Source organism: Photobacterium leiognathi, assembly GCF_030685535.1.
GTDB classification, from domain to species: Bacteria; Pseudomonadota; Gammaproteobacteria; order Enterobacterales; family Vibrionaceae; genus Photobacterium; species Photobacterium leiognathi.
In genome coordinates this window covers 529,575-541,474 of sequence record NZ_CP131601.1, presented here as the reverse complement: position 1 = coordinate 541,474, position 11,900 = coordinate 529,575, and the positions used below count along the sequence as shown (strand labels likewise).

The following is an 11,900-nucleotide window of genomic DNA, read 5'->3' as shown; positions in this document are numbered from 1 at the left end:
TTAAAACGGTAATGATGGGAAAAGTCCCAGTACAATTGCGGCTAATGCGATATAACGTAATGTTTTTCCAATAAATATAACTACAGCACACCACCAAAAACGCATGCGTAGCCAGCCTGCCGCTAAACATAAGGGATCACCAATAATAGGCATCCAGCTTAGCAACAAGCTCCAGTAACCGTATTTTTTTAACCACAATAAAGCTTTATGACTCTGTTTTTGCTCGGAAGTTTTATCGGGAAGTAAAAGCCCTAACCAATAATTAGTGAGACCACCTAAAGTATTACCTATTGCGACAACAGCAACAATTTGCCAAATCGGGTTATCACCTAGCTTAACTGCCGCAATAAGGTTAGCCTCAGATCCACCAGGTAACAAAGTTGCACTTAAAAAACCGGTTGCAAATAACACCCATAATCCCGTATCACCGGAAAAAAACTCAGTCATTGATTAACGCCTTAATATATTGATGACGCAGTGTGCCACTGGACGATAAACGTTTAAACCGTTTTTATTATGCTTAAAAACAAAAAAAGGCAGCGATATGCCTGTCTCTTATACACAAATCCCTAAGCTGCAGCTTGGGGATTTTTTTGAACTAATTTTACGTTTCATGATCTGATCATCAAAGCAATGACAAGGATGATTATCATGACCTATATAGAACCAACTCTTTGGGCACAAAAACAATTCGGTCAAGCCGACCTTAATGACCCAAGACGAACTCAAAGACTCGTCACTCTAGCCGCCTCACTGGCTGAGCAACCTGGTATACCTGTCTCAAAACTCATCATCTCCCCTGCAGATATGGAAGGGGCTTATCGTTTTGTTCGTAATGAGCAAATCAAAGCAGAAGATATTGCAGAAACCGGATTTTATGTCACAGCACAAGAAGCTTTAGAGCAACAAACACTTCTTGCATTAGAAGATACTACTTCTCTAAGTTATTCACATCGCAGCATACGAGATGATCTCGGGCACTCTAATCAAGGTAATCGACACCGAGCGATGTTCGTTCACTCAACCTTGCTTTTTGCTCCCGAAACTCAAACAGTTGTTGGTTTAATTGAACAACAACGTTGGACTCGAGATATTAAAAAGCGAGGGCAGAGGCACCAGCACGCAACTCGACCGTACAAAGAAAAAGAAAGTTATAAATGGGAGCAAGCATCTCGCCATGTTGCAGAGCGACTAGGCGAGAAAATGTCAGAGGTTATTTCTGTATGTGATAGAGAAGCCGATTTATTCGAGTACCTCACTTACAAGCACGAGCAACAACAACGATTTATCGTTCGCTCAATGCAAAGTCGCTGTATCGAGGAGCATGATAATCGTCTTTATGACTACGCTTCCAAGTTGTTATCAGCAGGAAGCAAAGAGCTAAAAATACCGCAAAAAGGCGGTCGTAAATCCCGCACGGCTCATCTAGACATCAAATATGCCCCTGTGACACTTAAGTCTCCCGCCAATAAAAAAGAGTTCGATAATATTCATCTCTACTATGTCGGATGTATAGAGCAAGGTAAAAGTGACGATAAACTCGCATGGCATTTACTGACATCAGAGCCAGTAACAAATAAAGAAGAAGCACTTAAAATCGTCAGTTATTATGAGCGTCGGTGGCTGATAGAAGATTTTCACAAGGTTTGGAAAAGTGAAGGCACGCAAGTTGAACAATTGAGAATGCAAAGTAAAGATAACTTAGAAAGGCTCAGTGTTATTTTGGCTTTTATTGCCACTCGTTTACTCCAGTTAAGGTTTATGAACGAATCTGAAGCGTTATCCAATAACAGTTGTGAATTGGTGTTAAAAGGTAAGTCGTGGAAGCTCATGTGGTTAAAATTGGAGAAGAAAGCGTTGCCGAAAGAAGCGCCGAATATATCATGGGCTTACAGAGGCATTGCACGATTAGGAGGCTGGAAAGATACCAAGCGGACTGGTCGCGCTTCTGTAAAGACATTATGGCAAGGATGGTTTAGGTTACAAACCATCCTTGAAGGATATGAGCTAGCTAAGTCTCTTGAACACAATAACTTGTGATCAAGAGACAGGCGATATGCTGCCTTTATCTTTAATAACGAATTATGGAAGTATTAGCCACCAACCAGTGCTAACAAAATACCTGCAGCTACTGCTGAGCCTAATACCCCTGCCACGTTTGGTCCCATTGCGTGCATTAATAAGAAGTTTTGTGGGTTTGCATCTAAACCTACTTTATTAACCACACGTGCCGCCATCGGTACCGCAGATACCCCCGCCGCACCGATCAGTGGGTTAATTGGCTCTTTACTAAAGCGGTTTAACGCTTTTGCCATTAACACACCGCCGCCAGTACCGACACTGAATGCCACCGCACCTAGCACCAAGATACCCAGTGTTTCGATCTGAAGGAATGTTGCAGCTTCAAGTTTTGAACCTACACCTAAACCAAGCATGATAGTCACAATGTTAATAAGCTCGTTCTGTACTGTATTTGACAGACGATCAACCACACCAGATTCACGCATTAAGTTACCTAAACAGAACATACCAACCAGTGGGGTTGCTGATGGTAGGAACAAGATTGTCATTAGCAATACCGCTAATGGGAACAATACTTTTTCCATCTTCGTTACGTGACGAAGCTGTTGCATCTGAATTTGACGCTCTTCAGGTGTTGTTAACGCCTTCATGATCGGTGGCTGGATAATCGGCACCAGCGCCATATAGCTATATGCCGCAACCGCAATTGCACCTAAAAGATCCGGTGATAAGCGACTTGCAAGGAAGATAGCTGTAGGACCATCCGCACCACCAATGATAGCGATTGATGACGCATCAGCGAGCGTAAATTCCATACCCGGTATAACATTCAATACAATTGCACCGAATAAGGTAAAGAAAATACCAAACTGCGCTGCCGCACCTAATAACAAGGTTTTAGGGTTAGCAATCAAGGCACCAAAGTCGGTCATGGCACCAACCCCCATGAAGATCAGCAGTGGGAAAATTCCCGTTTCAATCCCCACATAATAGATGTAGTACAGTAGACCACCTGGATCTGTGAACCCAGCATTAGGGATATTGGCAAGAATGGCACCGAATCCCATCGGCAATAGCAATAACGGCTCAAAGCCCTTACGAATAGCCAAAAACAGTAGACCACACCCGACGATGATCATCACGATCTGACCAAACTCGAAGTTCGCAATCCCTGTTTCGGCCCAGAGTTTTAATAAACCTTCCATGGTTACCTCTTATGCCAAGCTAATGATTGGCGAGCCAACAGTCACAGAGTCACCTTCTTTAACATGTAGTTGGTCAACGACACCACTACGTGCTGCACGTACTTCTGTTTCCATCTTCATCGCTTCTAAGATCACTAACACATCACCTTCAGTTACTTGGTGACCTGGCTGAACGTTGATCTTAAAGATATTACCCGCTAGCGGTGCTCCTACCGCCTCTGCAGCAGCACTTGGCGTAGGCGCAGCGACAGGCGCTGATGCTGGCTGTTGCGCCACTTCCACAGAAGAAAGCTCACCACCTTCTGCAACTTCAACGTTATAAACCTGACCATTTACACGTACGCTATAGCTTTCAACCTCAGCAGCAGCTTTCACAGCAGATGCGGCAACAGCAAGCTCTTCACCCGTAGGTGCTGGCTCGAAAGCATCAGGGTTGTTACGATTTTTAAGGAAGTTAAGCCCAACTTGTGGGAATAATGCGTAAGTTAATACATCATCAACTTGCTGCTCAGCAAGTGTAATACCGTCAGCTTTCGCTTTCGCCACTAATTCATCTGTTAACGTTGATAGTTCATCAGCAATCAAATCAGCAGGACGACAAGTGATTGGCTCAGCACCATCAAGCACTTTTGCTTGAAGCTCGCTATTTACTGGCGCAGGCGCAGCACCGTATTCGCCTTTTAAAATACCGGCTGTTTCTTTACTGATGCTCTTATAACGCTCACCTGTCAGTACATTCAATACAGCCTGAGTACCGACAATTTGTGATGTTGGCGTAACTAATGGAATAAAACCAAGATCTTCACGTACACGTGGGATCTCTTCTAATACTTCATCAAAACGATCGGCTGCACCTTGCTCTTTTAACTGACTTTCCATGTTAGTCAGCATGCCACCAGGTACTTGTGCTAGTAGAATACGTGCATCAACACCTTTTAAGCTGCCTTCAAATTTCGCATATTTTTTGCGTACATCACGGAAATAGCTGGCAATAGGTGCGAACTTTTCAAGATCTAAGTTCGTATCACGACCAGTACCCTGTAGCATTGCGACTACCGTTTCTGTTGGTGTGTGGCCGTAAGTTTGGCTCATTGAAGAAATAGACGTATCAAGAATATCGAGTCCAGCTTCTACTGCTTTCATGGCAGTTGCTGTTGAAAGTCCTGTTGTTGCATGACAGTGCAAGGCTAATGGAATATCACACGATGCTTTAATACGTTTGATCAGCTCTTCGGCTTCATAAGGCTTGAGTAACCCCGCCATATCTTTAATACAAATCGAGTGACAGCCTAGATCTTCCAAACGCTTAGCCAAATCAGTCCATGTATCTAATGTATGTACAGGGCTAGTTGTGTAAGAAATGGTACCTTGCGCATGAGCACCAACATCAACAACAGATTTAGTTGCTTTTTCAAGGTTACGTACATCGTTCATGGCATCAAAAATACGGAAAACATCCATACCATTCGCGTGTGCGCGCTCAACAAACTTCTCTACAACATCATCACCATAATGACGATAGCCAAGTAGATTTTGTCCACGAAGTAACATCTGCATAGGTGTTTTTGGCATCACTTGTTTTAATGCGCGCAGACGCTCCCAAGGATCTTCACCAAGATAACGAATGCACGAATCAAAAGTAGCGCCGCCCCATGTTTCTAACGACCAATAACCCACATCATCAAGTTGAGCGGCAATTGGCAACATATCTTCAAGGCGAAGACGGGTAGCAAATAAAGATTGGTGTGCATCACGCAATACCACATCGGTGATAGCTAGAGGCTTGGACATGTTCAAAACTCCTTGTAAGAATAAGTGTCCTAAAATCAAAACTGTTTATTAGTTGAAAATATCAGCTCGAGCTTTTCGCTTGGCGATACTGATGCACAGCGGCTGAGATCGCTGCAATCACATCAGGTTTAATACCGTTTTGATTTGGGGTCACTGCCGATTTGACAGTTTGAGGCGCTTCAATTGGCTCTGCTGGCGCAAGTTTTGCCAACAGTTTCACCAAAAAAATAAGGATTGATAGAAAGACAAATACAACAACCATTCCTGTTGCCATAATTACCGCTGCTTGCCACAGCGTATCTCCCAGATCAGTCATCATAAATCCCTTCTAGTTGTGACCGTAGTGTTAACGATTATCATGACAATTAAAAACAAGTCAAACCGATTTACAAAAATTGATTAATTTTGCAACATTAGTCTGATTTTTGCTCAAATTAAACATAATTATCAGTCTTTATTGCAGAATTTCTTTACATGCAGCCACAGTATTAATGGTGATACACATATCTAAAGGATAAGATTTTAAGATACTGATATTTAATAAAAAGAAGAGAATAAGAATAAATTTTTAAACGCGAGATATAAGCTTAAAACACAGAAATTACCATGATAAATAATGGGTTAGATACCCTTATTGATTCTAAGTAAATAAAAGCCAAGTTCTATTATTCTCACAAAGAATAGAGCTTTAATAAAACAAACAATGAATGGAAATGAAAAAGCAACAGATATGAAAAAAGCCCAGCCAAAGGCTGAGCTTTTAAACAATGGTGCGCGCGGGAGGATTCGAACCTCCGACCGCCTGGTTCGTAGCCAGGTACTCTATCCAGCTGAGCTACGCGCGCACTAAATCGGTGTTGCAGTAACAAGCATTAAGGCTCATCACTTTAAATAATGGTGCGCGCGGGAGGATTCGAACCTCCGACCGCCTGGTTCGTAGCCAGGTACTCTATCCAGCTGAGCTACGCGCGCACTAAATCGGTGTTGCAGTAACAAGCATTAAGGCTCATCACTTTAAATAATGGTGCGCGCGGGAGGATTCGAACCTCCGACCGCCTGGTTCGTAGCCAGGTACTCTATCCAGCTGAGCTACGCGCGCACTAAATCGGTGTTGCAGTAACAAGCATTGAGGCTCATCACTTTAAATAATGGTGCGCGCGGGAGGATTCGAACCTCCGACCGCCTGGTTCGTAGCCAGGTACTCTATCCAGCTGAGCTACGCGCGCACTAAATCGGTGTTGCAGTAATAAGCATTGAGGCTCATCACTTTAAATAATGGTGCGCGCGGGAGGATTCGAACCTCCGACCGCCTGGTTCGTAGCCAGGTACTCTATCCAGCTGAGCTACGCGCGCACTAAATCGGTGTTGCAGTAACAAGCATTAAGGCTCATCACTTTAAATAATGGTGCGCGCGGGAGGATTCGAACCTCCGACCGCCTGGTTCGTAGCCAGGTACTCTATCCAGCTGAGCTACGCGCGCACTAAATCGGTGTTGCAGTAACAAGCATTGAGGCTCATCACTTTAAATAATGGTGCGCGCGGGAGGATTCGAACCTCCGACCGCCTGGTTCGTAGCCAGGTACTCTATCCAGCTGAGCTACGCGCGCACTAAATCGGTGTTGCAGTAACAAGCATTGAGGCTCATCACTTTAAATAATGGTGCGCGCGGGAGGATTCGAACCTCCGACCGCCTGGTTCGTAGCCAGGTACTCTATCCAGCTGAGCTACGCGCGCACTGTCTTTCTTCTAGGAAAGATATTCCTTTTAGCTATAAAAAGGAATAACGCAGTCGTCAAACCTTACCTCGCGGTAATTATTGACAACAGCAAAAGAATGGCGGTGAAGGAGGGATTCGAACCCTCGATACGGGATAAACCGTATACTCCCTTAGCAGGGGAGCGCCTTCAGCCTCTCGGCCACCTCACCACACAAATCGGTGTGAATAATAAGTTTACAACTTATCACTCTAAATAATGGTGCGCGCGGGAGGATTCGAACCTCCGACCGCCTGGTTCGTAGCCAGGTACTCTATCCAGCTGAGCTACGCGCGCACTGAGTGTCTTTTTAGACGTTCTTATTTAAGAAGATTAAACAAGAATAAATGGCGGTGAAGGAGGGATTCGAACCCTCGATACGGGATAAACCGTATACTCCCTTAGCAGGGGAGCGCCTTCAGCCTCTCGGCCACCTCACCACTCAAATCGGTGCGAATAATAAGTTTAAAACTCATCACTCTAAATAATGGTGCGCGCGGGAGGATTCGAACCTCCGACCGCCTGGTTCGTAGCCAGGTACTCTATCCAGCTGAGCTACGCGCGCACTGAGTGTCATTTAAGACATTCTTATTTAAGATATTAAACAAGAAAAATGGCGGTGAAGGAGGGATTCGAACCCTCGATACGGGATAAACCGTATACTCCCTTAGCAGGGGAGCGCCTTCAGCCTCTCGGCCACCTCACCGTCTTTCGGGGGCTCATATTACTGTCAGCCAAAAATAAGTCAAACACTTTATTGATAAAAAACGACAATCTCTGACTGCATGCGTACTTAATAGCCAATGAGATAATTTATACAACGTAAGCGTTAAAATATTCACTCATTTTTAACTTATTTGCTGCTATTCCCTTTGCTAATTAAATAAATATTTTAAATAACCGCATATAGCAGATACAAAAAAGTCCAGGCTTTTATACCTGACCTTTTTAAAATTAGTAGTTGCCAGAACCCTGAGAGTCAGTTTCTTTTTCCGCTTGAATTCGCATGTAGATCTCTTCGCGGTGAACAGATACTTCTTTAGGTGCATTAACACCAATACGTACTTGGTTACCTTTAACACCTAAAACTGTAACGGTAACTTCGTCACCGATCATTAGAGTTTCACCTACGCGACGTGTCAAAATTAGCATTTATGTGCTCCTTGAGTCATCTCAATCTTATAAGAATTTAACGTTTATTATCCAATATTATTTACGTTTTCGTAAATAGCCACTGCTCAAGAAACAGCGAGATATGATTGATTATCCAGACTTTGGACATCAACCACAAACTTTTTATGGATTAAATCTACAGCAGCGACATGATCTTCATCATCAATCAACAAAGATAAACACTTAGCGTCACCCTGATAAGTATGCACTTTAATGCTAGCCTCTTTTAACACTTTTTGGACGGCATCCAAACAATGTTGCGTTCCATCTCCAACCAGAGACAAAATTGAGACCATTCCAATATGGCGCATTTTACTATCAAAAACTAGCTTCAAACGCGCAATATCATCATTTGCAGCAACTATTTGTGATTTATTCTCATCACTAGCGTGATCAAGAATCCACGGCGTTAATCCAAATAATGTAATTTGCTTGCTAAGCTCTGCTTTTGGTAGCGCTATTTCTAGCAATACATGCTGCTTTTGTAGCGCGACACCTATGATAGTTGATGAAACCATACTATCAAAATTTACTAGCGTTCCTTCGCCTTCATCAAAAGAAGAAAGCACTCGAAGTGGAACGCGATGCTGACAGGCGTACTCTACAGATTGCAATTGTAGCACTTTCGCCCCTAAACGTGCCATTGACGTCATATGGTCGAAGTGGATCACATCTAGTCGTGTTGCTGTAGGAACGATTCTTGGATCAGTGGAGTAAACACCATCGACATCGGTAAAGATCTGACATTCGTCGGCATCTAACGCACTGGCAATAGCAACCGCAGTGGTATCAGAGCCACCACGGCCCAAGGTAGTGATGTTACCTTCAACATCACGACCTTGGAAACCAGCAACGATAACAATGTTATCGTTGCCAAGTAATGCTGTCATTCGTTGCGTTTCTACTTCACGAATGGTGGCATTATTAAATGCATTATCAGTTCGAATAACAACTTGATCAGCTGTCAACGATACCGCACTGTAGCCACGTTTATTCAGTGCCATGGCTAACAAGGCAATTGACACCTGCTCGCCCGCAGCAAGCAATACATCCAGCTCGCGCGGTGTTGGTACTTCGTCAATTTGCTTGGCTAGACCTAATAAACGATTGGTCTCCCCTGCCATAGCAGAAAGAACAACGACAACTTGATGGCCAGACTGGCGTGCTTTAATGACACGCTCAGCCACCGCTTCAATTCGCTCAATCGAGCCAACCGATGTTCCACCAAATTTCTGCACTAATAGTGCCACATTACCTCTCCAGTGATTACAGTTTGTCAGCTAGCCATGGTGCAACGGTTTCTAGTGCTGCAGGTAATGCTGCTGCGTCTGTACCGCCTGCTTGCGCCATATCAGGACGACCGCCGCCCTTACCGCCAACTTGTTGAGCAACTAGGTTAACTAGTTCACCCGCTTTAACTTTGCCAACAAGATCTTTTGTTACACCAGCAATCAAGCCAACTTTATCGTCGCTTACATTACCTAGTAGAACTACACCACTACCTAGCTGATTCTTTAATTCATCAACCATGCCACGTAGGGCTTTGTTATCAGCACCGTTAAGTTTTGCGATTAAAACTTTAACGCCGTTGATCTCTTGCGCTTGGTTGATAAGGTTTGCGCCTTCTTGAGCCGCTAGCTTATCTTTTAATTGTTGAATTTCTTTTTCTAGTTGCTTGCTGTGTGAAACTAATGCTTCCACTTTGCTAACAACTGATGCTGAATCCGATTTAACTAGACGAGCTGTCTTAGCAAGCATTGCATCTTCAGTGTGCATCGCTTCGATTGCAACAGCACCTGTTACCGCTTCGATACGACGAATACCTGCAGCGATACCGCTCTCAGATAGGATCTTAAACAGACCAATGTCGCCTGTACGATTCGCGTGAATACCACCACAAAGCTCAGTTGAGAACTCACCCATGCTTAGTACACGTACTTCATCGTCGTACTTCTCGCCAAACAGTGCCATTGCACCTTTCGCTTTCGCCGCTTCGATGTCCATGATATTGGTTTCAATCGCATGGTTAGCACGGATTTGGTCGTTAACCATAATTTCTACAGCACGTAGTTGTTCTGGTTTAACTGCTTCTAGGTTAGAGAAGTCGAAACGTAGACCATCAGCTTTTACTAATGAACCTTTCTGAGCGACATGCTCACCTAAAATGTTACGCAGTGCTGCGTGCATTAGGTGTGTTGCTGAGTGGTTTAGGCTAATTGCTGCACGGCGCGCTGAATCTACAGACGCTGTTAGTTTTTGACCAACAGTTAGCGTACCTTCAGCTACTTGACCTTTATGACCAATAGCTGCACCGAACTTTTGCGTGTCAGCAACGTTGAACAGTACACCTTCAGCAGTAAGAATACCGCTATCACCACATTGACCGCCTGACTCTGCGTAGAATGGTGTGTTCGTTAGTACAACTAACGCATCTTCACCTGCATTTACGCTGTCAACAGCAACGCCATCACGGTATAGGGCAACAATTTCACCTTCACCGTCTGTTGCGCTGTAACCACAGAATTCTGTTTCAGCATCAACTTTGATTGCATCGTTGTAATCAACACCAAAGTTACCCGCATCACGAGCACGTTGACGTTGTTCTTCCATTGCCGCTTCAAAACCTTCTTCATCGATAGAGAAGCCACGCTCACGAGCAACATCGTTGGTTAAATCAGCAGGGAAACCGTACGTATCGTATAGTTTAAATACTGTTTCACCATCAAGCACTTTACCGTCTAAGTTATCTAGTGCTTCGTTAAGAATTGTCAAACCACGGTCAAGAGTACGACCAAAGTTGTCTTCTTCAATCTTAAGAACTTTTTCTACTAGCTCTTGCTGTGCTTTTAGCTCTTCACCAGCAGTACCCATGATCTCAGCAAGAGGACCTACAAGCTTGTAGAAGAACGCACCTTGTGCACCTAACTTGTTACCGTGACGTACTGCGCGACGGATAATACGGCGAAGTACATAACCACGACCTTCGTTTGATGGCATAACACCGTCAGAGATCAGGTAAGCACATGAACGGATGTGGTCAGCAACAACGCGTAGTGATTGGTTAGATAGATCGTCAAAACCGATCACTTTCGCCGCTTCTTTGATTAGCGTTTGGAAAATGTCGATTTCGTAGTTTGAGTGTACGCCTTGCATGATTGCAGCAATACGCTCAATACCCATGCCTGTATCAACAGAAGGCTTAGGTAGCGGTTCCATTGTGCCGTCAGCTTGACGGTTGAACTGCATAAATACGTTGTTCCAGATCTCGATGAAACGGTCGCCATCTTCTTCTGGTGTGCCTGGACGGCCACCCCAAATGTGATCACCGTGATCGTAGAAAATTTCTGTACATGGACCACAAGGACCTGTGTCACCCATCTGCCAGAAGTTGTCAGATTCAAAAGGCTTACCGCCTTTCTTATCACCGATACGCACGATACGATCAGCTGGAATACCTACTTCTTTGTTCCAGATATCAAATGCTTCATCATCCGTTTCATAAACGGTAACAACAAGGCGATCCGCAGGAAGCTTAAGTACTGATGTTAAGAATTCCCAAGCGTATGCGATAGCGTCATGCTTGAAGTAATCACCAAAGCTAAAGTTACCTAACATTTCGAAGAATGTGTGGTGACGCGCTGTAAAGCCTACATTTTCAAGGTCGTTATGCTTACCGCCTGCACGTACACAACGCTGTGCCGTTGTCGCTCGCGTGTAGCTGCGCTTTTCTAAACCTAAGAAAACATCTTTAAATTGGTTCATACCCGCGTTTGTGAACAACAATGTTGGGTCGTTCGCAGGTACAAGAGAGGAGCTTTCCACGATTTGGTGGCCTTTGCTCTCGAAAAACGCAAGATACGCACGGCGGATCTCATCAGTGCTCATGTACATTGGCAAATCCTGAATTAATGCTTTTATTGAAAGACAGAAAATCATACTTAGGTGATCTTCTGAC

General features: G+C 44.1%; 8 protein-coding genes and 13 tRNA genes. 1 reads left to right on the top strand and 20 read right to left on the bottom strand.

The window, feature by feature from the left end; genetic code table 11:
* Complete coding sequence (locus tag Q7674_RS09565) at positions 1-447, bottom strand: YqaA family protein (RefSeq protein ID WP_045066484.1); 447 nt, start codon at positions 445-447, stop codon at positions 1-3.
* 204 nt (positions 448-651) lie between these two features.
* Here Q7674_RS09565 and Q7674_RS09560 point away from each other — a divergent pair, with 204 nt between their 5' ends.
* Entirely contained in the window at positions 652-2,040 is a 1,389-nt protein-coding gene (locus Q7674_RS09560) for an IS4 family transposase (RefSeq protein WP_305423620.1), read from the top strand.
* Positions 2,041-2,093: 53 nt separating this feature from the next.
* On the opposite strand, the gene Q7674_RS09555 is transcribed toward Q7674_RS09560, so the two are convergent.
* The 19 genes from Q7674_RS09555 to alaS form a co-directional block, all read right to left on the bottom strand.
* Entirely contained in the window at positions 2,094-3,227 is a 1,134-nt protein-coding gene (locus Q7674_RS09555; protein ID WP_008988034.1) for a sodium ion-translocating decarboxylase subunit beta, read from the bottom strand.
* Positions 3,228-3,236: 9 nt separating this feature from the next.
* Positions 3,237-5,018, bottom strand: a complete 1,782-nt coding sequence (oadA, locus tag Q7674_RS09550; RefSeq protein ID WP_045064381.1) for a sodium-extruding oxaloacetate decarboxylase subunit alpha — start codon at positions 5,016-5,018, stop codon at positions 3,237-3,239.
* A 61-nt stretch (positions 5,019-5,079) separates the two neighbouring features.
* Positions 5,080-5,334: an oxaloacetate decarboxylase subunit gamma gene (locus Q7674_RS09545; protein ID WP_023933496.1), complete on the bottom strand. Its 255-nt coding sequence runs from the start codon at positions 5,332-5,334 to the stop codon at positions 5,080-5,082.
* Positions 5,335-5,786: 452 nt separating this feature from the next.
* Positions 5,787-5,863 (bottom strand) — tRNA-Arg (locus Q7674_RS09540).
* A gap of 50 nt (positions 5,864-5,913) precedes the next feature.
* Positions 5,914-5,990, bottom strand: a tRNA-Arg gene (locus Q7674_RS09535).
* A gap of 50 nt (positions 5,991-6,040) precedes the next feature.
* Positions 6,041-6,117 (bottom strand) — tRNA-Arg (locus Q7674_RS09530).
* A gap of 50 nt (positions 6,118-6,167) precedes the next feature.
* Positions 6,168-6,244 (bottom strand) — tRNA-Arg (locus Q7674_RS09525).
* Positions 6,245-6,294: 50 nt separating this feature from the next.
* Positions 6,295-6,371 (bottom strand) — tRNA-Arg (locus Q7674_RS09520).
* A 50-nt stretch (positions 6,372-6,421) separates the two neighbouring features.
* A tRNA-Arg gene (locus Q7674_RS09515) sits at positions 6,422-6,498 on the bottom strand.
* A 50-nt stretch (positions 6,499-6,548) separates the two neighbouring features.
* A tRNA-Arg gene (locus tag Q7674_RS09510) sits at positions 6,549-6,625 on the bottom strand.
* A gap of 50 nt (positions 6,626-6,675) precedes the next feature.
* Positions 6,676-6,752, bottom strand: a tRNA-Arg gene (locus Q7674_RS09505).
* Positions 6,753-6,852: 100 nt separating this feature from the next.
* A tRNA-Ser gene (locus tag Q7674_RS09500) sits at positions 6,853-6,944 on the bottom strand.
* A 48-nt stretch (positions 6,945-6,992) separates the two neighbouring features.
* A tRNA-Arg gene (locus Q7674_RS09495) sits at positions 6,993-7,069 on the bottom strand.
* Positions 7,070-7,120: 51 nt separating this feature from the next.
* Positions 7,121-7,212: transfer RNA gene (locus tag Q7674_RS09490), tRNA-Ser, on the bottom strand.
* Between the two features lie 48 nt (positions 7,213-7,260).
* Positions 7,261-7,337 (bottom strand) — tRNA-Arg (locus tag Q7674_RS09485).
* Between the two features lie 49 nt (positions 7,338-7,386).
* A tRNA-Ser gene (locus Q7674_RS09480) sits at positions 7,387-7,478 on the bottom strand.
* 248 nt (positions 7,479-7,726) lie between these two features.
* Positions 7,727-7,924: a carbon storage regulator CsrA gene (gene csrA, locus Q7674_RS09475; RefSeq protein WP_005371488.1), complete on the bottom strand. Its 198-nt coding sequence runs from the start codon at positions 7,922-7,924 to the stop codon at positions 7,727-7,729.
* Between the two features lie 86 nt (positions 7,925-8,010).
* Complete coding sequence (locus Q7674_RS09470) at positions 8,011-9,195, bottom strand: aspartate kinase (protein WP_023933497.1); 1,185 nt, start codon at positions 9,193-9,195, stop codon at positions 8,011-8,013.
* A gap of 16 nt (positions 9,196-9,211) precedes the next feature.
* The gene (alaS, locus tag Q7674_RS09465) at positions 9,212-11,836 is read right to left on the bottom strand and encodes an alanine--tRNA ligase (RefSeq protein ID WP_045064379.1); all 2,625 of its coding nucleotides are present in this window, start codon (positions 11,834-11,836) and stop codon (positions 9,212-9,214) included.
* Between the last annotated feature and the right edge of the window lie 64 nt (positions 11,837-11,900).

Coding starts and splice junctions, on each gene's coding strand:
- Q7674_RS09565 (WP_045066484.1), bottom strand. CDS start 447: ATGACTGAGTTTTTTTCCGGTGATACGGGATTATGGGTGTTATTTGCA.
- Q7674_RS09560 (WP_305423620.1), top strand. CDS start 652: ATGACCTATATAGAACCAACTCTTTGGGCACAAAAACAATTCGGTCAA.
- Q7674_RS09555 (WP_008988034.1), bottom strand. CDS start 3,227: ATGGAAGGTTTATTAAAACTCTGGGCCGAAACAGGGATTGCGAACTTC.
- oadA (WP_045064381.1), bottom strand. CDS start 5,018: ATGTCCAAGCCTCTAGCTATCACCGATGTGGTATTGCGTGATGCACAC.
- Q7674_RS09545 (WP_023933496.1), bottom strand. CDS start 5,334: ATGACTGATCTGGGAGATACGCTGTGGCAAGCAGCGGTAATTATGGCA.
- csrA (WP_005371488.1), bottom strand. CDS start 7,924: ATGCTAATTTTGACACGTCGCGTAGGTGAAACTCTAATGATCGGTGAC.
- alaS (WP_045064379.1), bottom strand. CDS start 11,836: ATGTACATGAGCACTGATGAGATCCGCCGTGCGTATCTTGCGTTTTTC.